This is a genomic window from uncultured Nitrospira sp. (assembly GCA_902500695.1).
Lineage (GTDB): Bacteria > Nitrospirota > Nitrospiria > Nitrospirales > UBA8639 > Nitrospira_E.
Genome location: CABVRQ010000060.1, coordinates 1 through 22,549 on the forward strand (window position 1 = coordinate 1; position 22,549 = coordinate 22,549).

Below are 22,549 nucleotides of genomic sequence, written 5' to 3' on the forward strand. Positions count from 1 at the left end.
GAGAATAGTTTTGAACAGATCGACGAGGGAGGTCGGTTGGTCCTTCATCTGTAAGGAAACTTCCGAAGCCGGAGCAGGTGCGGTTCCGTTAGGTAGTTGCTCGAGTGGCACCCCGGGGTGCACGACGATCACCAGGATCAATCCAACCAGGACGGCTAAGCCCGTGGTGGTCATGAAAAACAGCACGGTTCGAAATCCGAGAGGTCCCAACTGTCGAACATCACCCAAGCTGGCGACTCCCACAATCATGGAACTCACCACCAAGGGCACCACAAGGGCGAACAGCGCCTGAAGAAATACATCGCCAAGGAATTGGATGCCCAATCCAAAGGAAGGAATGAAGCCTCCCGATAGGATGCCTATAAGAATTCCAAGCAGCATCCCGATCAACAGGTTGTGGGGGCCGGTGGTCTTCACATGACTAGGCCTGGGTGGTAATTAAGAAGAGAGAATTAATGGAGTTCTCGTATGGCAACCCAGTGAATTAGGAAGGATAGGATTCCATGGGGGGACAGGTACATATCAGGTTCCGATCTCCGTAGACATTATCAATTCTCGAAACAGATGGCCAAAATTTATGTTGCCGTAACCAGGGGGCTGGAAATGCCGCGGTTTCGCGGGAATAGGGGTGCGGCCAGTCGGATTGTGCGATGATCTCAATCGTATGAGGCGCATGTTTTAAAGGATTATTGTCTCGTGGGAGGCGACCTTCTTCAATCTCGGCAATTTCCTGGCGGATCAGGATGAGTGCATCGCAATACCGGTCCAATTCGGCCTTGGATTCACTTTCAGTTGGCTCGATCATCATGGTGCCGGGGACCGGCCACGAAATCGTGGGAGCATGAAATCCGAAATCCATGAGCCGTTTGGCTACATCTTCCACTTCCACGTCCGCTGATTTTTTGAAGGGGCGAAGATCTAAGATAAATTCGTGGGCGGCCATGCCGTTTTTCCCGGCATAGAGCATCGAATAATATTTATCCAATCGGTTGGCCATATAGTTTGCATGGAGAATGGCCACTTGTGAGGCTTTTGTGAGTCCATCACCGCCCATGAGTTTAATGAAGACCCAAGAGATAGGGAGAATATTCGGGCTGCCATATGGGGCAGCGGCGATGGGTCCGATGCCTTTTGCTCCTCCCACCTGGACCAAAGGATGACCTGGTAGAAAAGGGGCCAAGTGAGATGCGACGGCAATGGGGCCCATCCCTGGGCCTCCGCCACCGTGGGGGATGCAAAAGGTTTTGTGCAGGTTAAGATGACACACATCGGCACCGAGCGCACCCGGGTGCACCAGGCCAACCATGGCATTCATATTGGCGCCATCCAAATAGACTTGGCCTCCGTGCGTGTGCACGATTTCACAGATCTTGCGAATGGCTTCTTCAAACACGCCATGGGTGGATGGGTATGTCACCATTAAACAGGCGAGGGTGTCATGGTATTGGGCTGACTTGGCTTCTAAATCCTGAATGTCGATGTTTCCATGGCTATCACAGGCGACCGGAACGACCTTCAATCCGGCGATGACCGCACTTGCAGGATTGGTCCCGTGCGCAGATACCGGAATGAGACAGATATTCCGTGCTTCCTGCCCCCGCTCCTCTTGAAAGGCCCGAATGACCATCAATCCGGCATATTCTCCTTGAGAGCCGGCGTTGGGTTGAAGTGACACAGCTTCAAACCCGGTGATCTCGGCGAGCCATGCTTCCAATTGCTGAAACAATGATTGATACCCTTGCGCCTGGTCACTGGGGGCAAAAGGGTGTAACCGACTGAATTCCGGCCATGTCACGGGAACCATCTCCGTTGTGGCATTGAGCTTCATGGTGCATGATCCCAATGGAATCATGGAATGGACGAGGGAGAGGTCTTTTGATTGTAGTCGATACATATACCTGAGCAATTCGTGCTCGGAATGGTAATCGTGAAACACAGGATGCGTGAGAAAAGGAGAATGTCGCTGAAAGGTTGTTGGGATGGATGAACCGGGGTGTTCCGTCAGGTCGTTTAAGGAGAAGGGAAGTGACTCCCTGTCGGAAAAGAGTGTCAGGAGCTGGTCCACGTCTGTGATGGTGGTCGCCTCGTCCAACGCGATACCAAATGACCCGTCGGCATATTGCCGAAGATTGATGAAATTCTCCTGACAATTCTTAATTATTTTGGTCGGGCTCAGGTGAGGGCATCGAACCCGGAGGGTATCAAAAAAGGCATTAGAGTCGAGTTGACATCCCAAACGACGAAGACCTTCGGCTGTGAGCGAAGTGAGGTGATGAACCTTGGTGGCGATGTTCGTTAATCCTTCCGGACCATGGTAGACCGCATACATGCCGGCAATATTGGCCAGCAGCACCTGGGCGGTGCAAATGTTACTTGTCGCTCGATCGCGTCGAATATGTTGCTCCCGGGTTTGCAGGGCCAGGCGATACGCCGTTTGACCGTGAGCGTCCTTGGATACTCCCACCATCCGACCTGGGATGTGTCGTTTAAAGGCCTCTTTTGTTGCCAAAAAGGCCGCGTGGGGACCGCCATAGCCCAGCGGAACTCCAAATCGTTGGGACGACCCCACCGCAATATCCGCTCCCCATTCTCCCGGTGGCACTAAGAGGGTCAGGGCGAGGAGATCGGTACTGACCACGACGAGAGCCCCGGATTCATGCGCCTTCTGGACCAAGGCTTCATAAGAGCGGAGCGTACCGTCAGTGGACGGATAAGAGAGGAGTATGCCGAAGGTCTCATCGTTGGAAAAATTTACTGTGTTTGGATTCCCAACGGTAATGGAAATGTTCAATGGCCTGGCTCGAGTCTGCATGACGCCAATGATTTGCGGATGACAATCCTCTGCAACGAAAAAAGTCCGTCCCTGCAGGGTGCTAAGCGCCCGACACATACTCATGGCTTCTGCTGCCGCCGTGGCTTCGTCTAACAGTGAAGCATTCGCCAGGGGAAGCGCGGTCAGATCGGCGACCATTGTTTGGAAATTGAGCAAGGCCTCCAATCGTCCCTGGGCAATTTCCGCTTGATAGGGCGTGTATTGGGTATACCATGCGGGATTTTCCAGAATGTTCCGTCCGATCACCGGTGGAGTCAGGCAATCGGAATAACCCATGCCGAGAAATGATCGATAGATCTGATTCCGTGCGCTCAGGTGGCGGAGTTCAGCCAGCACCTCTTCTTCCGATTGTGCCGGGGGCAAATTCAAGGACCGGGCGAGGCGAATATCCTGCGGGACCGTGGCTTGCACAAGGGCATCGAGAGAAGAGAGCCCCAGCGCTCCCAACATTTCTTGGATTTGGCTCTCACTGGATCCGATATGGCGGTGGGCGAACGTGGTCATACCTGTCTACACCTCATGTGATGTGAAGGTTATCCCTCAAACAAATCGGAATTTTGTTGCGTTAACCGTGTTGAGGAAATAACGGGTTCTTGTTAGGGACCAATGGTGAAAAATTTCGAGAGGTACTCGGAAACAAAGCATAATTGACAAATGTGTCTCGCATGAACGGAGAAAAGAGATGAGGCAATACCTTTGAAGATTATCATGTTTATGATGAATCCGCAAAATTTCGATGCCGACTGATTCTATGGATGTGATTTATTCCCAGGTGTTAAAAAATGAATGGGACCTTCTTGAGCGGTGCTCAGAGGGGAGACGCTGACCATCTCTTGTTTGCCGGGAAGAGTTACACTGGATGAGCGTAATCGAATGTGTTGCGGATCTTGACGTATATACGGTAGAGAAAAAGTGGGGAGTTCTTAACATTTATATCTTGAAGAGAGGAATATCATGATTGTTCTCTCCAATATTCACAAACTCTACGATGGGACATCAGCAACATCTGAGTCTATTCACGAACGGGTAGATGTGTGGATAGATGATGGAACCATTAAGTCCGTCTCTCCTCATAACCCTGCTCGCCCGCAAGGATCTGATGTTCAGCGGATCGACTGCGCGACCTATACCGTCACCCCTGGCCTGATCGATTGTCATGGACATGTGACCCTTTGGGGAGTGGGAAGTGCTGAACTGGACCGAATGAATTCCCCGGAGGCCCCGTTTTGGGCCGAACGTATCTTATATCGCACGTTAGTCCAGGGAGGCGTGACAACTTTGCGGGATGTGGGTGGAGCCACCTCTGTCCTGAAGCGGCTTGTGGATCAGGGGGTGATGGTGGGTCCACGTCTCAAGTTGGCCATTTGTATGCTGTCCACGACAGGCGGGCATGCGGATTTTCGAGGCCCGGATCGGTGCTGTGGGGAGCTTTCCCGTTTGTGGCCAACTGGTCCCGGTCGTCCGTCCAGTATCGTCGATGGACCGTGGGAATGTCGAAAACGGGTAAGAGAGATTGCTGCCTGCGGGGGTGATCTTGTGAAAATTTGTGCCAGCCCTGGTGTGGTGTCTCCTACCGACCATTTGGAGCATCGGGATTTTACCCTTGAGGAAATGGAAGCCATATGTGACGAAGCGGCTGGGCGGGGGATGTATGTGGCGGCTCATGCCCATAGTCAGAATGGCATCAAGTTGGCCATTCAGGCTGGAGTTAGGGATATTCAACACATTTCATTTATGAATGAGGATCTGGCCGAACTCGCGTATGCGAAGGGGTGTACGGTGACTCCGACTGCATGGGTGGGGCAGAGATTGGCCCAGTCAGAGGAATTCAATGCCTTCATTCGCGCCAAAGTTCAACAGGTGGCGGAGAGCCATGCTCATGCCGTCAAATCCGCGCAGGCCAGCGGCCTCAAACTGTTGGCTGGAACTGATCCGGTGTTACCCGATATGCATGGCCGGAATTACATGGAGTTGGTTGCGTTGATCGCAGAGGGCATCCCGCCTCTGGCGGCATGGTTCGGAGCGACGGGGTTGGCGGCAGATCAACTTGGCCAAACTGATACGGGAACAGTCGTGGAAGGGAAACGCGCTGACATCTTGTTGTGCCGGGAAGATGTGGTGGAGGACCCGTCGCGTTTTGAAAACGGAGCCCTCGTGGAAGTGCTGAAAGATGGATGGGCCTATCGCAATGGACTTCCGGGTGTGAGGCAACGTACATTTTCCGGCTGCGTGGACTTGGCCCTCGGATCAAGCGCTTCTCCTGAACAGCATTGAACTATAATGATTCTTATGCCAAAGTTTGTGCATCCGATTTGGGTGTAGGGGCAATATCATCGCCTGTTTCAGCGACTTCTTCCATATCCACGATGAGATCGCCCTTCGGGGAAAAAAACCCCTGTCCGTCGATTTGCACAATGCCATTACAGTTTTCTTGAAAAAATTCCAGAATCCAGCCGTTAAAATCATAGCCCTCATCAGTCATATCTTTTTTCACCATTTGGGTGGTGGCAATGAAACGTGCTGTTGAAATACATTCACGGGCGATCTCAGCTTCGACATCATCAAAGACAGTTATGCGATTGAAAAAAGAGGTTTTTTCTCCTTCAAACACGTCCTGATAGGTGCCACGGTTGCGCACGCAAAATAACTGAATGGGTTTCCTCTCCCGGCTATAACCGAGGGATATATGAACCCAATCCCAATCTTCCAGGGCGGCCGGATCCATTTTGGGAATCAGCGGAACCTGATTTTTTGATTTGAGAAAGTCCAGAAGCAACTTCAGGGGGGGGCTATCTTCCCGCGTGCAAAACACCCGTGAGTACGTCAGTTCTTCCTTTTCGGGAGTTTCTGATTGTTTGGGGGATGGGAGAACAGGTAATTCTTTTGCCATGATCAATGCCTCATGAGTGTTGTGCCTATTGCACGTATGACTAAAATAAGTAAAATGTGTATTCTGGCTACTTTACCGTGGTAAAAGCCGAGGCAGCAAGGCAGAAGAATCAAGGGGAAACTTTTGGTAATAGAATATTCCCCGCACTGGGCTTGTTTTTTGTTGACAGTTTTTGAGCCATTCGGTAGACTCTGGCGCCGTTGTGACAGAGGGGAAAGGTGTTCCCGCGTTACACCCTTCTTCCAAAATGACAGACAAGGCAATCCTTCCTTGGAATTTTAGAATCAACAAATGGTGTCTCTTACTAAACAATTCAAATGAGGAGGAAATGTGTATGGGAAAGGCCATGACAAAGTCGCAGATTGCCGATCATCTGGCTAAAAAAGCGGATGTCACCAAGAAAATTGCGACGCAAATTCTTGATGATTTTGCTGCTTTGGCTTATAAAGAAGCCAAAAATGCGTTTGTGGTACCTGGGGTTGGCAAGTTGGTACTTGCGCACCGAAAAGCCAGAATGGGAAGAAATCCCCAAACTGGAGCTGCGATTAAAATCCCAGCCAAACGAGTCGTGAAATTCCGCGTAGCCAAAGCGGCTAAAGATGCGATCTTGGGGGTTAAAAAGTAACTGTACCCTTCTCAAGGCATTATCCTGTCGGCTTTCCCCTCTCTAAGCCGGTTGGTTTGAATGAATGAAAAGGGAAGACCATTCCTTTCCATTTAGAGTGTCTCTCAACAGCCGAGTCCAGATGTCTGGACTCGGCTGTTGTGTTTTTAGGATGAGTGTGCCCTCTAATAGACTAAGGTGGATGGGACGCCTTTTAGACTGAATGTCGCAACTGCCCTTCTCCCAAAGCTCTCCTCTGGGATATTCATGATCAAGGTGAACGATTCACACCAGAGTGTTGCTACCCTTCGATCCGGTGATATCTCCCAGCTCTTTGTCAGAGGAAATGTGCATTCTTGCTAAGGTGGGGCTACGGATATAGGCTTTCAGGCAGAAGTAAGCATAGTGCGTCGTTGTCGGATGGATGTTTTGCTGGCTCTTGTCTGAGAATTGAACAATTGTTAAGGGAATTTTTTTGACATCATGGCCAGCTCGGCTTCTCACCTCGGCGAAATTTTTTTCCATCGTGGGAATCTGTCAAAAGCGCGTGATTGCTATGAACAGGCTACCGAAGAGGCAAGGCAGCTCGGGTCACCCAAGGCCTTATCAGACGCCTTGGGGAATCTGGGAAATATCAGTGCTTTGTTAGAGCAGTATGAACAGGCCGAGGCCTGTTATCGAGAAGTTCTGGAAATTCAACGAAATTTACAAGAAAAGCAGGCCATCGGGGAAACCCTGGTGAATTTAGGAAGCCTCAAAGCTGACAGGGGTGAGCCGGAAACAGCGCACGCGTTTTATTTGGAAGCTATTGATTATTTAACCCCTTTAGGCCATGACCGGGCGTTGGGTATTTTATATAGCAATCTGGCTCTGCAGGAATTGGATTTAGATCGGTCAGAACCTGCCATTCAAGCCTTTCACACGGCTTTGGACTATCACCGCAAGGTCGGGAATGAAGACGGCTTGGCTACTACCTATGGGCAACTTGGGAAAGCCTTTCTTCGCCTGGGCCATTTTGAACGGGCCGAGGCCTGTCTCAATAATGCGACTGAACATTTCATCAAGCTGGGAAATAGCACGGGAGAGGCAGGAGCCTTGCGTCTACTGGCTGACGTCTATCTGGAGCGAAAAGATTCCATCTCCGCGCTTCGCTGCATAGAGCGTGTCGTGCAAATCGATCTGACCTATCGTCTCCCACAATATGAAGAGGATCGTCAACGATTAGCCTGGTTGCGTGGTTCATAAACGGACTCTCGTGAAAAAATGCCTTCATGCCGTTGGAATGGGTATTGGGAAAACCTCCAAGCTTTTCACGAGTATGTCATGAGAGATGCTTTCCCGGTAAAGGAATAAAAAATCTGTTCTGGATTTCCTATTGCCCTTGGAATCCTGCCATTACTATCCTGAATTTTTTCTACTCTGACGCGGCCCCGACAATGTCCCTGGTAGGTTAGGCCTTAGGGGCCAGTCCTAAATTTCCACGCCATGAGCGCGTGTCTCAAGGGCAGGACACGATTCGGAGCATCCGATATTTTTTAATTTTTCTGTTCAACAATATAGGAACGCAGATTGCCGATTTTGGCCATCACCCCATCATGTTCCCCCTCAGGAACCTTAAACTCCTTAAGTGTTGCAGCCAAATGGTTAGCCTCGATATCGAATTCTTTGTCGGTGATCGCCAGATCCTTATTGGTCAGTTCTCGTGGTCGATTGATCATCCGGCAGGGTCCCTCTGTGTTGAAGCACAAGAGGTTTGTGTTCTTTTGGCGTAATTGATCTCTGGTATCAGTTCCCATTCCCACAAAAAACCTTACCCATAACCAGGTCGCCCCACACCATTGTCAAAAAGACATCAACGACGGCGGAGATCGCATCATAGTCTCCCAGCCGGTCATGTAAGGATTTTTCTGTGTTGGTAAAGTTGAGATGCTGTAAAAGCCACAACCCATTCGAAGATGGCTGTAAGGCAAACAATGAGTTGAAGCGAGCCAAGGGACGTTTTTTTATGTAATTTCCTTCTGGTTGAAACAAGATCCCTATTTTTGAATGACACGATAAGAAGTGGCTTGGGGAATGGGAACCTCTTTCCAAAAGTCACGATAGAAGGGAGGCAGCGCCAAGCAGATGAGATTGCTGGCCAAGAGGTGCCGCATTGTGATCTCCAATGGAAATTGATTAAATCGAAATCTGCGTGTGCCTGACTTTCCTCAATGGATTTTCGATATTTTTAGAATAAACGTCGCACATCATCATCTCCCCGGTGTGTGCCCATTTTATGCAAGAAGGCATGTTCTGACACTTCCCATGGAGGGTGAACACGTTGATGTGATAAATTGATCCCTTCCTAGTGGTCGGTATTGGTCAATATTCATGCGAAAAGGGCTCTCATTTGACTAAGAGCGAGGGCGTTAAGATGGAAAACAATCGAGAGTACGTAACATTGAAACGTACATCCTCAGGTCAGGGCGTGAGTGTGAGCATCACCCCCGATACATCTATGCACATGCTGTCGCAGCAGGAAGTTGAAAAGCTCAGGGAAACCAGTGAGGGCGGTCTCCATGAACTCTTTAGAAGCAGTGCCTTGGCGGTCCTGACGAGTGGGAATGATACCGATGACACGAAAGCATTTTTTGCCCGCTATGCAGATTTCGATATTGCCTTAGAGCAACGGGATCGCGGAGTGAAGCTTGAACTCATCAACGCTCCTGCCAGTGCGTTTGTGGATGGGAAAATTATTCAAGGGATCAAGGAGCATCTCTTTTCGGTGCTCCGTGACATCATCTATGTCCATAACGAAATACAGCACAATAAAAAAATTGATTTAACCACATCCAATGGGATCACCAACGCGATTTTTCATATCCTACGAAACGCCGAAATCATTCAGTCTGTTGAGGATCCACATTTGGTGGTGTGCTGGGGAGGCCATTCTATCAGCGAAGTGGAATATCGCTATACGAAAGAAGTGGGCCATCAACTGGGCTTGCGCTCCATGGATATTTGCACGGGTTGTGGGCCAGGGGCGATGAAGGGACCGATGAAAGGAGCAACTATTGCTCACGCGAAACAACGGATTAAGAATGGGCGATATTTGGGCGTCACGGAACCAGGCATCATTACGGCTGAAGCTCCGAATCCCATTGTAAATGAATTGGTTATTATGCCGGACATTGAAAAACGCCTTGAAGCGTTTGTACGTGTCGGACATGGGTTTATCGTGTTTCCCGGCGGGGCGGGGACGTTGGAAGAAATCCTTTACCTACTCGGCGTCCTTCTACATCCAGACAATAATGAAATCCCTTTTCCGCTTATTTTTACGGGCCCCAAAGGAAGTGCCAGCTATTTTGATGCCATTGATACCTTTATCAAGCAAACACTCGGTCCTCATGCCGCGCAACGGTATCAAATTATCATTGATGATCCTCAGCGTGGGGCCGATGAAATGACGACCGGCATACAACGTGTACGGGAATTTCGAAAACGGACCCATGACGCCTTCTATTTCAACTGGCATCTGACCATCGACCATGAATTTCAAAAACCATTTGAGCCGACGCATGAGTCGATGGCGCAATTGAATCTCCATGCCGACCAACCCATCCATATGTTGGCCGCGAATTTGCGCCGGGCATTTTCAGGAATCGTCGCTGGCCATGTGAAGCCCCAAGTGCTCAATGCCATTGAAAAAAATGGGCCATTTGCAATTCACGGGGATTCAACGATTATGAAACTCATGGATAAACTTCTGCAATCCTTCATTAACCAACACCGCATGAAAATTGATCAACAGAATTTCAAGCCTTGTTATGAAATTATCGCCTAGTCGTCGCAGGGCATCGTTTATTTTTCGAGGGTAAGTTCTCGCTTCATTTCTTTAAAATTGAAGGAGGACTTTCTGCGTTCGCGCAAATATCGAATTGAAGAATTCTACTCATCATCTTTCTTTTTTTTGAAATTGTCAGTTGAATCATACCTTATGCTACTCTTTGGTTTGCAGTCGTGATCTTCCTTGCGACAGGGTATCATCCGGATTCGGATCGTCCGCTCTCCCTTCCCATACTTCCCTGTGATGGCTCTCAATCGAACAAATAATCTGAACAAAGATGTGCGTGAAGGATTTGAGCCGAAAAGGCTATATTCCACGAATCTTCCTATCACTTGATTGAATTATTTTTGTAGGATTTGTCGGTCCAATCCATCTGATATCGTTTGCGCCAGCATTTGATACCCTGCCCAGGGTCATTAATCGGGCATGGTCCGGCCATTCTTGGTATTCGCTTCGAGCGGTATCAACTCTTCCTTGGAACTCCCCTTTGTGAATAGGACGGAAAAATTTTATTAAAAAAAGAGTTAAAGCAAAGGCGTTCCTGAACCAAAAGCAACAAGACTAAGTCAATGGATAAGATATTGATACTTAATCCCAATGCATACAATCTCCAATCCTATTCAGGTCTTCCTGTTTTTTTAGTTTACTGTAGGGATTTATTTGTATTCGTAGGGTCTTCCCTACGCTATGTGTAGAAAAAACAGGAACTGCGAAAAAAAAGCCCGCGAGCGGGATTCTGCACCTATGCCTTAAGTTATGCTCTACAAGCAGGTACTTCTGCACCACGGACGGTCATTTTGGCCTGGCTTTTGCCTTATAAACAAAAGTAGGCAATGAAAAAGACCGTCATGAAAGAGTTCACGTTTCCCTGATCTTATCCATGTTTATTCTCTAGGAGAAATGAATTTTTGGAAGACTCCCTGCTTGAGTTTGCGGCGTTTCCCGAAAAGATAAAAAGACATGAAGGGTTACTTGATCTCAGCTTGGTGGGGAATATTAATTCAAATTAAACAAAGGAGAAATGGTATGAATTCCATGGGAATGAGTTTACAGAAATTGAGTGCGTTGCTAGTGATCCCGAGCGTAATTGGATTGGGATCTCTTTCTGTGGTGAATGCGCAAAATGTTAATTCCCAGTCGCAGGCAGTTGAATCCCAACCTATGCAGAAAGAATTGATTGAGCCGAATCTCGAACCCTTTGCTGGAGCCTACAAGGAAATCTCCCAGATCCATACGACGTACAAAGAGCGTATCATTCAGGCAGAGGACCCCACCAAAAGTGAAGCGCTTCAAGAAGAGGCCAACCAGAAGATGAGTCAGGCTGTATCGGATCATGGATTGACCATCACGGACTACAATACAATTTTTGAATCAATTCAAAAGGACCCGGCCCTCAAGGAAGCATTCATGACGGTACTCAATCGAACCCAGTAAATAGATGATAAAACCCCGCTCTTCTCAATTTTTTGATGAAGCGCAATGTTTCAAACTACAAAAACCCGAATGCGCAGCTGGGAAGGGGGTACAGGGGACTATTCAGATGGGAGGAAACACATGCCAGGAAAGTATCAGACCCTTGGACAAACAGCAGTGTTGATTATGTGGCTTGTCAGCAGTGGATGTTCGGACGCATCCGACCCTGCTCCCCAAGAGCCCAAGGTAGATCAGTCGGGGTTTACCGCAAGCCTATCCGGGTCTGTGAATGGTGAAGTATCAGGGGCAGGTATTGTGACCTACCTGCCCCCTAAGGAAGGGGATCCCGTCACTGGGGTCCGTCCCGGCTACTTTTTGGTTGCGAATCTCAATTCAAATAGGAATGACCCAAGAGAGTTTCTCATTATTTTCCGAGTCCCTGGTGAGGCACGACCTGGCCATTATGATTTGGTGACACCCGATCCCCTAAGGGTGGGTGAAAATTTTGATGTGCAAGTTGAAATGGTCGAACAAGGAAAATCCATTTCATACCAAACCAATACCGAAGGGACCATCACTTTGGAGGATTTCGCTCCTAATGGTACTGATTCAGGTAAGAGTAATATTTCCGGGACATTTCAATTTGTGACGGAAAACAGTGAAGGGGGACAGATTTCAGCCACGGGCACGTTTGATTTGCCTTTGGGTAGGAGGGTCGTCATTCAGGATGCCGCCTATTCCGTAAAGGATGTGTTGAAGGGCTGAGACAAAGGCGTATTATAGCCTGTTGAAAGCATAAGAAGACCAGTGTGTATTGGTGATGAAGGTCATCGTGGTTTAAATTTTATCTTGGGTGAGGGTCTCCTAAGAGAGAAACGATTTGTGTTCGATCTACAGCTCGTTCAAAAAATAAGTCTTACGTGATCTTCCCCGCTCCTTACCCTGTTGTTTATTTAAATATTCTCGTTGTGATCAATCTCTTTTATCCAGGATTCCTGCCCGGTTCATCTCTAGCTTTTATTAGACAATTTTGGCACAGTTTAATTCAAAGGTTTATTTTCTCCATCTGAATCCGGCAAACGGCAGGTCTGTGGTCAAACCTTAAAGGGCGTCCCTGCTCCTTTGTATGGTGTTCCTTGGAGATATACGGTAGGTGTGGCCTCTCCTCGATCAATGTCTGCATATGGGCGAATAGTAGACGCAAACGTTAGAGATCATTCTGTGGCCATCGTCCTGTTTCCAACCAGATGGGAACATCCGTTGAGTCCAGCAGGAGTCCTAGTCATATGCCAAAGATTATTCCTGGTCCAAATATAGAGGTCGTGTTACCTCCAAATTTGAACCATATATATTTCGCCGAGGCCAGCCAACATCCCTTCCGGTTCAGGTCCCAAAGGTTTCAACTGGTGAATGCCTGGTGGTTGGCGGAGGCCGCCTTGTTGGCATATGCCGAAAAGGAATTTACGATTCCTCAATTCTCGAAGGCGGGCTTGATTGTTAAAGGCAATCAACCGTTTAGTATTGGAGGAAGTACGCAATGCTATGTGGCGCACAATCAGGATCTTGTCATTGTGGCCTTTCGTGGCACGCAGGTGCCGAAGCCCCTGGCAGGGAAAATTCCTGGTGAGATCTGGCGTCAGGTAGTAAAGGATCTGTGGAAGGACGGGAGGTTTCGTTTAGTCGTATCTGGTCAAGGTGGGTCCGTGCATGAGGGCTTTAAAATGGCTTTGGACGAAGTGTGGGAACCTCTCAAGTCATATTTAGATGAATTGAAAGATGAAAAGCCAACTCGAACCTTTTGGTTTACCGGTCATAGCCTTGGCGCGGCCTTGGCGACATTAGCTGCCGACCGCTATGGGGATGTGCAAGGGCTCTACACCTTTGGGTCTCCGCTGGTAGGGGATGAGGGTTTTGCCAGAGATTTCTATGTGGGTGGGTATCGGTTTGTGAACAATAACGATGCGGTTGCTCGAATACCACTCTGGGGTCCCAGTGCGATGAACCTGATGAAGTGGGGTCGCTATGAACATGTCGGTCTCCTCGAATACATTGATGAAGCTGGTAAGCTTTTCGATAATCCCTCCATGTTGGAAAGGGTACAGCATGGCGTAGGAGGCCAGTTTCAACTTCTTCGTGAGGTGATGAATCAATGGGGCAATGGCGATTTCGGAGCTATTCCCATTGATTGTTTCAATGACCACGCTCCCCTGTATTATGCCCTTCGTATTTGGAATTGTTACGAGCAAGAACTTCAAGATTCCTAGGCGATGAATGCCGCTATGTATCCAAAGGGAATTCTGCGTCGGTGATTTCGTTCCATCATGCGAAAAGAAGGTAAGGGGTCAGCCTCTTCTATTGTATTTCTATACCTTTCGTATCGTTCAAAAAATGAAACGGTATGGCTCTCTCTTAACGACGACAATTCGGCATCCGAGCCAGGGCACCGGATACGAAATCCGTCGATTTGGCGAGAAAGAGACCTACGGTTTCGGAATTCGGGGGATTGTATGGAAATCTATGGGAAATCCCGGGTTGGAGCCTTTATTTCTGGTTTGTTTCGACATTGCTCATTCATGCCTGGGAGATATGGTTTTATCTCATGAAACGGCGAAAATGCTGAAGAAAAAGACCTTCTCGCCTCAATATCTTGAAGATGGGCACAGGTTTCAGGCAAAATTTTCCGTTCTTTATTACTGGAATTGGCTATCTTCTTTCCTTCTCTTGTGCTAGTTTGAGCGTACTCAACGCCTAGGGCTTGGCGATGAGCAATCAAATTACTAAAGCCCGTAACCGGTGTTGTTTTGCCCGAGAGATTACTCCGAAGTGTCTGTCCACTGTCGCATGAATGCAGCGTCCGCGGCCTACTCCTTCTCCAGGTTTTACCCTTCTCGAGCCTAAGACAATATCATTTTTCAAAAGGAGGACCCCCATGGGTTCAAAATTGTATGTAGGTGGATTGCCGTATTCCGCGACTCAAGCAGAATTAACCGACTTGTTTTCGGCACACGGGACCGTCGAGTCAGCCAATGTCATTAGCGACAAGTTCACCGGCCAATCCCGCGGTTTCGGATTTGTCGAAATGTCTTCTGGAGAAGAAGCGCAAGCCGCAATTTCAGCCTTGAACTCGACTGAGTTTGGTGGCCGCACCTTGACGGTCAACGAAGCCAAACCACAAGCTCCACGCACTGGTGGTGGAGGATATGGCGGCGGAGGTGGCGGGGACTTTGGTGGCGATAAACGTCGCAGCCGGTTCTAATCAAGAACACCAATACGTTTGATAAAAAGGGAGAGGTCAATGAGATCTCTCCTTTTTTTTGTCAAAAAATCAGCAGTTGGAAGAAATGTTCAACATAAGCCAAATGGGCATTAATTAGACCTGTGGAGAAGGCAGCGTCTAAAACGTAAATAGCCGAACATCTTGCTATTTATTAAACACGACAGAGTTTGGCAGGCCACGAAGTGGTGTCTTTGGTTCACGGCCCAATCAACTCAGATTAAGCAGTTCAGGCGTCGTCTCGGGGAGCGTCACGGACTCCCTGCCAACATCGTCTTGCGGTGGGTGGACCAACGCGGGAACAATGCATAAATTTCCAGGACTTTCAGACGGCTGTTCAGCATTTTTCTCTTTAACACCCATATTGATTTCAGTGTCATGATCTGCTCCTCCGTATAGATGGTATAACTCCAATCTGACCCCGTGGAAATCAGCACCATGGAACCGCCTTTATCCCCATACTTCAACGGGCGTCGCTTCCAGGCTAAAATCATGCGTCTCTGAGTTGCTGGTACGTCACGGAGAAGCCGAGCCATCGTGATCTTTTGGAGATGACCAACATTGGTAGTGCCCCCCCCCTCACGATTTACCGTGTTTCGAGGGCTTTATTGACCATCGCAATAAAATTTAAAAAATTGTACGGTTTGTTCAGCACGGCTAGGGCTCCCGCCTCATTTGCCCGTTGGTACATTTCGTCGGTGATGTTTCCCGAATACAGAATAAAAGGGATGGAGGCTAACTGAGGATTGCCTTTTACATGGAGGAGAAAGTCCATCCCTGTCATGATGGGCATGTGGTTATCGGAAACGATGAGATCTACGCTCGGTCCCTGATCCAACCTAGTCAGAGCGTCGGCCCCATGCTCGGCTTCATCACAGGCATACCCATGGTGCTCAAGAAAAAGCTTCATGGCTTTCCGGGCCATCTCATGATCATCTACAAGGAGAATGCGTTTCATGATGAACGACCTATTTCAGAAAGGTTAAGAGCGTTCCATCCTTAGTGAAGGAAGCACCGAGGCTCTTCGATCGAAACAAGTTTTACTGGAACCGGTCTACTGTATTCTCTTCTTACAATAATTTCAAAGGAGGCGTCAGGAGGGGATAGTAGCTTTATTCCACGGAGACTTCCCACCGATGGGAGGGGTGCCCTAAGCGGGACCTCAATAACAAAACGTAGGGAAATGAGAGTGACTTTTAGCTCAAGGTATAAAGGGGAAATACCCATTTGCCGTTGTGTCAATCTACAAGCAATGGCAGGCCGTGTTTGAAAAATTGACCTTTCAAATCTCTTTAAAAAATAGAAACAGAGATTGGTGAAGGTATCACTGGGGGTCCTAAATTAGTCGAACTGTTAAAAAAAATACCATCGGGTTCAGGCGGTTGGGAAATTGGCCATACAGGGAAAACCTGTTTTGGTGTTCGTTAGTTAGCATGAAGTGAGGCGATGTTGATAAAAAATGTGGGCCTTTCGTGAAAATAGTTAATGGTGGTTAAGGAAGCTCCCGTTTGCCATAATTTCACCCTGTCCACAAGATTCTACCTCATTCAAAAAGAGTGTAAATTTTCTAATAGAAACTAAGGGTTTTCTGAAAAATCGATCTAAAAACAGCATAGGGCAGATGTTCAAGAATAGGCTTGAGCATAGGACGGATGAGTGATCTGGCAGTCGTGATTAGGGATTGACGAACTTGGTTGATTTATACTAATAATAACAATCAATATCAACTTATAGATTTACAAAATACATTCTCTGGATCGCTATGGATACTTCTTGCTATTGAAATGATTTAATTAAAATACAACACCAGCCGTGCTGGTTCGAATTAGAGGCTAGAGATCCGAGAGACCAAAGCCCAATGGTGCAACTGCCCATTGGGCTTTTTTAATGGATATGACAAGAAGACTCCACGGGTAAGACATACGACTTTACGGGATTTCGAAAATTTGTGGATCGGCACAACCAAGAGAGGACAGTGGTTGTGGGGTTGGAAAAGGGCACCAAAATGAAGAACTTTCTCTCATATATAGGAAGAGCATGGATATGATGCAATTACAGGTGGCTCAAATGTTTGATCAGCATAGGCAAGAGGTGAAGCGTTTTCTCATCAGTCGTGTCTCCTGTGAAGCGACTGCTGCGGATCTGACCCAGGAAACCTTCCTTCGCTTATCGCAATTATCCGATCTTCAGTCTATTCGCAACATTCGATCCTACCTTTTTCGCATTGCTGCCAATTTGGCGACGGATCATCTCCGAACTCAAATACGATGGAAAATGGCATCCTCGGAAGAGGAGCCTCTCCTGCTTGAGAAACCGGATACCTCATCCACGCCGGAATCGGTTCTGGTAGCGAAAGAAGAATTGAGGATTGTCCTTCAAGCTATTCAGGAATTGTCGCCGTTGTGTCGGGAAATTTTTTTGTTGAATCGATATGAAGGATTTGCGCATCGTGAAATCGCGAATCGGTTGAATGTCTGCATGAGTACTGTCGAAAAAAATATCGCCCGTGCGCTCAATCAATGCCGTCGCCGACTGAACGAGGCGGCGGAATCCTCCGAAAAGCTCTAGCCGTTTTTTCAGAACTTCTCTCGTTTAACACCAGGGGCTACTGAATTCCCTCGTGTCCCTGAATTTATCAACCACCCGCATAAATTTACAAGTGAACCGTAGGGGCTGATTGGGCTTGGCGCAGCCCTCGTGCCATTCCTTTAATCTCCGTATGTGGGTAAAAACCAGAAAGTGAGATGGAGCCATTCATGAGAGCACCATCCGGTTTTTGTCAATTGAATCGTTCTTATAGTGAATTTCTTGAACGGCCCAGGGTATTATCCGATGCACAAAATTCAGCAGGTTAGGAAGGGGGAACTGTCTGATGTCGGACGCTGATTATCCGGACAGCGAACAAGAACGTCTGGAAGACGAAGCTGTGATGTGGGTGGTCCGCCTCACATCAGGGGAGACCACTGACGCCGATCGTCGTGCGGCGGATTTGTGGCGCCGGAAAAGTTTGGCGCATCAGCGAGCCTTCGAGAAGGCATTCAGAATTTGGAATGGAATGGAAGAATTGCGAGACACACTAATCATTCCGGATAGATCCGGCGAAGTCCGTAGACAGATTCAGCAGAGAATTCGGCACCCTCTTTCCATTTCACGGTATTTTTACAGACAAGACTGGTGGGTCTGGAAAGTGGTCGTCGCCGCTATTGCGGTATTGGCTCTTTCCTATACTCTTCAATCCGATTTCCTTACTAACTGGAGGGCGGATTACTCCACCGGAACGGGAGAGCAAGGCACATGGGAATTGATGGACGGCAGTATTGTCCAATTAAACACACATACTGCGTTAAAAATTGCCTATTCGCCGAAAATGCGGCGTGTGGACCTCCTCCAAGGAGAAGGAGCGTTTCGTGTTGCCAGGGATCCCTCACGGCCATTTATTGTGCAAGCCAACCAAGGAACGATTCGCGCAGTTGGGACTGAATTCTTCGTCTATAAGTTGGATCGATCTGTCCTTGTGACAGTGATAGAAGGTGTCGTCGATGTGTCGATTCCACCAGGGCACGAATGGCCCAGCTCCTCCGCGCGTCTGAAAGCAGGTCAGAGTGTTCAATTCGGGACCAACTCCGGATTGAGTGAAGTGAAAGACGTAGATTTAGGCAAAGCCACAGCCTGGCAGCGTGGAAGACTTATTTTTGAAGCTGCCCCCTTGGTTGAGGTAGTGGAAGAGATCAATCGTTACCGGCCCGGACACATCATTATTGTTAACGACACCCTTCGAGAACATTTGGTCAGCGGTGTATTTGATCTTGATAGTTTAGACTCCGCTGTGACCACGATTGAGCGGACCTTGCCGATGGCCTCGCTGCATCTCACCGATCGATTAATTTTCCTCCAGTAAGATTCCTTACTTGCCCTAATCCCTTTCACTCAATAAACCTTCCTGCGGAATAAACACATTTGTTCGTCTTTTGCGGTGAGGGATCGCTCCTGCAAAATTTCTTCATTCTTTCTGTCTGGGTTTCTTCTCCTGAACCGTCTTGTGAAATAGGCATGTTCACGGGAGGCTGGCCTTCTTTGTGTAAGTGCTCACTTTAAAATCGAAGTTCCTGAAGAGATGTGGTGCTCTCTTCATAAGCCGCGCTTGGCGAGCAACCTGAAGAGTTAGCGGCATGGCCAATCATTTTATGCCTTATATATAACTCATTCACATGATGATTTAGGAAGGAAGTGAAACGATGTCAATAAGCAGAGTAGAGGCACAAAGACAGAAGGCAAGGGAGTTCAGGCGAAAGCGACTGTCAGGATGGTTGATGGGGCTGACCTTGGTGATCCTCCAACTCCTGGGAAACTTGACGAACTCTGCATCCGCGCAAGAGTCAATTCGGTTCGACATTCCTTCGCAACCTCTGAATACCGCACTCACAGCCTTTGCGGAACAAAGTTCATGGCAATTGTTTTATAGCACAGAAATTGCCGAAGGCCTTCAGAACAAGGCCCTGTCGGGTGCGCATGAACCGGAATCCGCCCTGAAGCATTTACTGTCAGGGACGGGCCTCGAATATCGCATAACCGGTCCTCAGATCGTGAGGATTAGCAAAGGGGGGAATTCTGCAGTCTTGCCCGCTGTGCCTCTAGCGGATACTTCTGCACAGCAACCCTCCGAAGGCGTGAATGTCCAAGCATCCCAGCCCAAAACAGTGAAGGTGCCGGAGATTGTGGTGAAGGATGTCCGTGATCGTCCGTACACCACCGAAGATGTGTCAAGTGCCACCAGAATTCCGGTTCCCGTTCAAGAGACGCCGCGGTCGGTTGAAGTGGTGACGAAGGAAGTGATCGAAGACCAGAAGGTCATTCGTATGAACGATGCGCTTCGTAATGCGAGCGGCACCTATCAGTCCAGTACACAGGGCGGTCAGGGCGGCACCTTCACGATACGGGGTTTTGCATCCGATCTGAATGTGTTCAAGAACGGCTTTCGGGACGACAGCACGTTTAGTTCCCGAGCCCAACGCGATATCATCAATATTGAGAGCATCGAAGTGGTGAAGGGGCCGCCGTCCTATCTTTACGGGCGATCCGATCCCGGCGGTGTGATCAATCAAATTACGAAAGCCCCTTTGAAGAGCGCCTACTATTCCGGCGAGATGATTGGCGGCAGTTACGAACTCTATCGTCCGACAGTAGAACTCGGAGGGCCGATAAACCAGAGCAAGACGTTGTCCTATCGGTTCAACGGCATGTTCGAGTCGGCCGAGAGTTATCGGGAGGGAGTCAAGTCAAAACGCGCGTTTCTTGCTCCGGTTTTCGGGTGGGACATCGGCCCGCGGTCGACGTTCCGGCTTGAGGGTGAATATCTCTATAATAAAGCCCCTATCGATCGGGGGTTGGTGGCAATCGGCGACGACGTCGCGCCGATCTCTATCAAGAGCTTTCTCGGCGATCCCAAAAGGAAGGATGAGACGAATAGCGGAAAGGTCACCGCGACATTCCTGCACGAATTCAATGACATGTTCAAATGGCGCACCGCGTTCAGAGGGTCTTGGACCAAAAGCCGATACGACTCGCTGGAGTCCTGGTTTTTGGTCGGTCCTGAAAGTGATGGAATACTCGATCTGGCGCGATTTAAGATTCCGACGAACGTGTCAAGTAACTACATGCAAAACGAAGTCCACGGCAAATTCTCAACAGGTTCGATTAAGCATAAGACCCTTCTTGGCATCGAACTGGGCCGAGAGCACTCCAAGGCAAAAGTCTCCTCAGATTTCGGCGGTGATACATCCACACCGGGAGGATTCAGCTACATTAATATTTTCAACACATCTGACAAAAATTTCTTAGACCTTCCTCTCCTTGAATCCAGCGATACCAGGCAAACCAACTACGTTTTCGGCGCCTATTTTGGGGATCAAATCAGCCTCTTGGACAACCTCCACGTCCATGGAGGCGGTCGGTTCGATATCTTTGAACAGAAACTCACCAACCGTCCAAGTGATTTTGATCCAAACACGAGCAAGGATAAACAGACCAAAAACAGGTTCAGCCCGTCAGTGGGGATCACCTATCAGCCGTGGAAACCCATGGCCATCTATGCCAACTACACGGAGTCTTTTGTACCCCAAGCAGTCGGATCGAGAGGCATCGACGGAAAACTTTTTGATCCGGAGCGGGGAAAAGCATGGGAAGGAGGCCTCAAATTCCAGGCGTTTGAAAATAAATTACGGGCTACCATGGCGGTGTTTCAAATCGATAAAACAAATGTGTTGACAGCTGACCCTGCCAATGGATTCGCATTTTCCAAGGCAACCGGCAAACAGCGCAGCAGAGGGTTCGAATTGGACGTGGCGGGGACGATATTGCCTGGGTGGGAGATCATTGCCAACTATGCGTATACCGATACGCGAGTCCGCAAAGATGTCATGTTTAAGGAAGGAAGTCAGGTTTCCAACGTCCCTTTTAACCAGGGCAGCATATGGACAACCTATTTTTTCCAAGAAGGCGTGGTGAAAGGCTTCGGGGCTGGAATAGGGATGTATGCGCAAGGCGAACGGAAGGGTGTCTACGAATGTGAGGATCCGGCCAATTGCCAAGCGCCTTTCGAGATGAAAGGCTTTGTCAGAATGGATGCGGCATTGTATTATCGCCAGCCGAACTTCTCTAAAGGAACTAATCTGCTGGCTGCGGTGAATTTTACGAACCTTCTGGATCAACGGTACATGACTGGCAGTCAGAATTTTAGGGAAATCGTCTATACCGGTGCACCTTTAACCGTGATTGGCTCTCTCAAATTTGAGTTTTTCTAATGTTCACTAAGATGCCTTATATTCCGTACGCAGATGGCTGGCACCGGAAGAGCGTGTTGATGATTGAAGGTGATAATTTAAGCGTCCTACATATACGCAACTCAAATTAAAAAGGGTAATCTTTCAATCCGGCTACCCATGCACTGGTAGGTTGTCGAAAGGTCGTTTTTCTTTTTCGACATGAAACGGGCAATCCAAAGAATCGTGTCCTGCTCCATAGCGTTTGTCTGAAGAAAGAATTCCAATAGTCAAACAGAATTGATATGGCGCTTTGAACCCCATTGATTAGGTAAGAGGTAATACCCTTCCATTTGTTCAACGCCTCACACGTGTGACTGAGTTCAGAAGATGAGAAGGCTCAGGACCAAAGAAAAGAGGGAAAGGACCCCAAAAGTCAGGGTGAGGCGTGGGGCATATGAAAGCAAAAAAATCAACATGAGTCCGGCTATGGCCAGAAACCCCACCCATCGGACCGGGCCGAATGACCATCCCGCGGTGTCGACAGCCATAGCAAAGGATAGCCCCAGGATCAGCCACCCTACGACTTTTAGTATTAACAAGGACGGGCTTGAAGGAAGGCTTGGCTTGCCCAGCATGACCTGGAAGTGCTTCGGCATGGCTAGGCACAAGGTGAATAACCCGGCATAAGAGAGTAGGAATACGAGGATATCCATGTCAGGATCGGATCGTTTGCCTTCATCCACCCGATGCGACCTGGTGTGTGTGCCAGGGATGGGATGATGGACGTGCAGTTTGGTCAAGACGCCTAGCCGTCCAGCATATTATCAAACCGCTCACCAGAACGGTGAGGTCGAACCCTGCTATCTCCCACTGTCCTTGGGTCACTGTCCTGAACAGATGGCTTTCCGTGGTGATACCATTCACGACCGGCAGCAGTATGAATAACAA

The 22,549-nt window shown here is 48.6% G+C and carries 18 protein-coding genes; 11 read left to right on the forward strand and 7 right to left on the reverse strand.

Annotated features, from left to right (window positions below):
* Both AAH187_RS14035 and gcvP read right to left on the reverse strand, forming a co-directional pair.
* Positions 1-417, reverse strand: a 417-nt coding sequence (locus tag AAH187_RS14035; protein ID WP_342349090.1) for a cation:dicarboxylase symporter family transporter, incomplete at its 3' end; no start/stop codon positions are given.
* 67 nt (positions 418-484) lie between these two features.
* Positions 485-3,337, reverse strand: a complete 2,853-nt coding sequence (gene gcvP, locus AAH187_RS14040) for an aminomethyl-transferring glycine dehydrogenase (protein ID WP_342349091.1) — start codon at positions 3,335-3,337, stop codon at positions 485-487.
* A 450-nt stretch (positions 3,338-3,787) separates the two neighbouring features.
* Here gcvP and AAH187_RS14045 point away from each other — a divergent pair, with 450 nt between their 5' ends.
* Positions 3,788-5,107 (forward strand): amidohydrolase family protein, encoded by a 1,320-nt coding sequence (locus AAH187_RS14045; protein WP_342349092.1) that lies wholly within the window; start codon positions 3,788-3,790, stop codon positions 5,105-5,107.
* A gap of 13 nt (positions 5,108-5,120) precedes the next feature.
* On the opposite strand, the gene AAH187_RS14050 is transcribed toward AAH187_RS14045, so the two are convergent.
* Positions 5,121-5,723, reverse strand: a complete 603-nt coding sequence (locus tag AAH187_RS14050) for a hypothetical protein (RefSeq protein WP_342349093.1) — start codon at positions 5,721-5,723, stop codon at positions 5,121-5,123.
* 334 nt (positions 5,724-6,057) lie between these two features.
* Between AAH187_RS14050 and AAH187_RS14055 the strand changes: the two genes are divergently transcribed.
* Both AAH187_RS14055 and AAH187_RS14060 read left to right on the forward strand, forming a co-directional pair.
* Positions 6,058-6,348, forward strand: coding sequence for an HU family DNA-binding protein (locus tag AAH187_RS14055; protein ID WP_342349094.1), 291 nt, complete (start codon positions 6,058-6,060; stop codon positions 6,346-6,348).
* Positions 6,349-6,810: 462 nt separating this feature from the next.
* On the forward strand, positions 6,811-7,572 hold the full coding sequence (locus AAH187_RS14060; RefSeq protein ID WP_342349095.1) for a tetratricopeptide repeat protein: 762 nt from the start codon (positions 6,811-6,813) through the stop codon (positions 7,570-7,572).
* A gap of 290 nt (positions 7,573-7,862) precedes the next feature.
* Here the strand turns inward: AAH187_RS14060 and AAH187_RS14065 are convergent, their stop codons facing one another.
* Positions 7,863-8,045: a hypothetical protein gene (locus AAH187_RS14065; RefSeq protein ID WP_342349096.1), complete on the reverse strand. Its 183-nt coding sequence runs from the start codon at positions 8,043-8,045 to the stop codon at positions 7,863-7,865.
* 695 nt (positions 8,046-8,740) lie between these two features.
* Between AAH187_RS14065 and ppnN the strand changes: the two genes are divergently transcribed.
* The 5 genes from ppnN to AAH187_RS14090 all read left to right on the forward strand — a co-directional run bounded on the left by ppnN (position 8,741) and on the right by AAH187_RS14090 (position 14,822).
* Complete coding sequence (gene ppnN / locus AAH187_RS14070; RefSeq protein ID WP_342349097.1) at positions 8,741-10,150, forward strand: nucleotide 5'-monophosphate nucleosidase PpnN; 1,410 nt, start codon at positions 8,741-8,743, stop codon at positions 10,148-10,150.
* Positions 10,151-11,179: 1,029 nt separating this feature from the next.
* Positions 11,180-11,587: a DUF4168 domain-containing protein gene (locus tag AAH187_RS14075; protein WP_342349098.1), complete on the forward strand. Its 408-nt coding sequence runs from the start codon at positions 11,180-11,182 to the stop codon at positions 11,585-11,587.
* Positions 11,588-11,707: 120 nt separating this feature from the next.
* Entirely contained in the window at positions 11,708-12,331 is a 624-nt protein-coding gene (locus tag AAH187_RS14080; RefSeq protein WP_342349099.1) for a hypothetical protein, read from the forward strand.
* A gap of 521 nt (positions 12,332-12,852) precedes the next feature.
* Complete coding sequence (locus AAH187_RS14085; RefSeq protein ID WP_342349100.1) at positions 12,853-13,830, forward strand: lipase family protein; 978 nt, start codon at positions 12,853-12,855, stop codon at positions 13,828-13,830.
* A gap of 665 nt (positions 13,831-14,495) precedes the next feature.
* Positions 14,496-14,822, forward strand: a complete 327-nt coding sequence (locus tag AAH187_RS14090; protein WP_342349101.1) for an RNA-binding protein — start codon at positions 14,496-14,498, stop codon at positions 14,820-14,822.
* Between the two features lie 269 nt (positions 14,823-15,091).
* Here the strand turns inward: AAH187_RS14090 and AAH187_RS14095 are convergent, their stop codons facing one another.
* Together AAH187_RS14095 and AAH187_RS14100 are read right to left on the reverse strand one after the other, a co-directional pair.
* A complete protein-coding gene (locus AAH187_RS14095) occupies positions 15,092-15,376 on the reverse strand; it encodes a hypothetical protein (RefSeq protein ID WP_342349102.1) in 285 nt (94 codons plus the stop codon).
* A 50-nt stretch (positions 15,377-15,426) separates the two neighbouring features.
* Entirely contained in the window at positions 15,427-15,798 is a 372-nt protein-coding gene (locus tag AAH187_RS14100) for a response regulator (protein ID WP_342349103.1), read from the reverse strand.
* A 1,079-nt stretch (positions 15,799-16,877) separates the two neighbouring features.
* Here AAH187_RS14100 and AAH187_RS14105 point away from each other — a divergent pair.
* From AAH187_RS14105 to AAH187_RS14115, 3 genes are all read left to right on the forward strand, one after another.
* On the forward strand, positions 16,878-17,408 hold the full coding sequence (locus AAH187_RS14105) for an RNA polymerase sigma factor (RefSeq protein ID WP_342349104.1): 531 nt from the start codon (positions 16,878-16,880) through the stop codon (positions 17,406-17,408).
* Between the two features lie 304 nt (positions 17,409-17,712).
* Complete coding sequence (locus AAH187_RS14110; RefSeq protein ID WP_342349105.1) at positions 17,713-18,738, forward strand: FecR family protein; 1,026 nt, start codon at positions 17,713-17,715, stop codon at positions 18,736-18,738.
* Positions 18,739-19,075: 337 nt separating this feature from the next.
* Positions 19,076-21,640 (forward strand): TonB-dependent receptor, encoded by a 2,565-nt coding sequence (locus tag AAH187_RS14115; RefSeq protein WP_342349106.1) that lies wholly within the window; start codon positions 19,076-19,078, stop codon positions 21,638-21,640.
* 341 nt (positions 21,641-21,981) lie between these two features.
* On the opposite strand, the gene AAH187_RS14120 is transcribed toward AAH187_RS14115, so the two are convergent.
* The gene (locus AAH187_RS14120; protein ID WP_342349107.1) at positions 21,982-22,401 is read right to left on the reverse strand and encodes a DUF3325 domain-containing protein; all 420 of its coding nucleotides are present in this window, start codon (positions 22,399-22,401) and stop codon (positions 21,982-21,984) included.
* Positions 22,402-22,549 lie beyond the last annotated feature (148 nt).

Coding starts and splice junctions, on each gene's coding strand:
- gcvP (WP_342349091.1), bottom strand. CDS start 3,337: ATGACCACGTTCGCCCACCGCCATATCGGATCCAGTGAGAGCCAAATC.
- AAH187_RS14095 (WP_342349102.1), bottom strand. CDS start 15,376: ATGGCTCGGCTTCTCCGTGACGTACCAGCAACTCAGAGACGCATGATT.
- AAH187_RS14065 (WP_342349096.1), bottom strand. CDS start 8,045: ATGATCAATCGACCACGAGAACTGACCAATAAGGATCTGGCGATCACC.
- AAH187_RS14100 (WP_342349103.1), bottom strand. CDS start 15,798: ATGAAACGCATTCTCCTTGTAGATGATCATGAGATGGCCCGGAAAGCC.
- AAH187_RS14110 (WP_342349105.1), top strand. CDS start 17,713: ATGTCGGACGCTGATTATCCGGACAGCGAACAAGAACGTCTGGAAGAC.
- AAH187_RS14090 (WP_342349101.1), top strand. CDS start 14,496: ATGGGTTCAAAATTGTATGTAGGTGGATTGCCGTATTCCGCGACTCAA.
- ppnN (WP_342349097.1), top strand. CDS start 8,741: ATGGAAAACAATCGAGAGTACGTAACATTGAAACGTACATCCTCAGGT.
- AAH187_RS14075 (WP_342349098.1), top strand. CDS start 11,180: ATGAATTCCATGGGAATGAGTTTACAGAAATTGAGTGCGTTGCTAGTG.
- AAH187_RS14085 (WP_342349100.1), top strand. CDS start 12,853: ATGCCAAAGATTATTCCTGGTCCAAATATAGAGGTCGTGTTACCTCCA.
- AAH187_RS14105 (WP_342349104.1), top strand. CDS start 16,878: ATGGATATGATGCAATTACAGGTGGCTCAAATGTTTGATCAGCATAGG.
- AAH187_RS14080 (WP_342349099.1), top strand. CDS start 11,708: ATGCCAGGAAAGTATCAGACCCTTGGACAAACAGCAGTGTTGATTATG.
- AAH187_RS14115 (WP_342349106.1), top strand. CDS start 19,076: ATGTCAATAAGCAGAGTAGAGGCACAAAGACAGAAGGCAAGGGAGTTC.
- AAH187_RS14050 (WP_342349093.1), bottom strand. CDS start 5,723: ATGGCAAAAGAATTACCTGTTCTCCCATCCCCCAAACAATCAGAAACT.
- AAH187_RS14055 (WP_342349094.1), top strand. CDS start 6,058: ATGGGAAAGGCCATGACAAAGTCGCAGATTGCCGATCATCTGGCTAAA.
- AAH187_RS14045 (WP_342349092.1), top strand. CDS start 3,788: ATGATTGTTCTCTCCAATATTCACAAACTCTACGATGGGACATCAGCA.
- AAH187_RS14060 (WP_342349095.1), top strand. CDS start 6,811: ATGGCCAGCTCGGCTTCTCACCTCGGCGAAATTTTTTTCCATCGTGGG.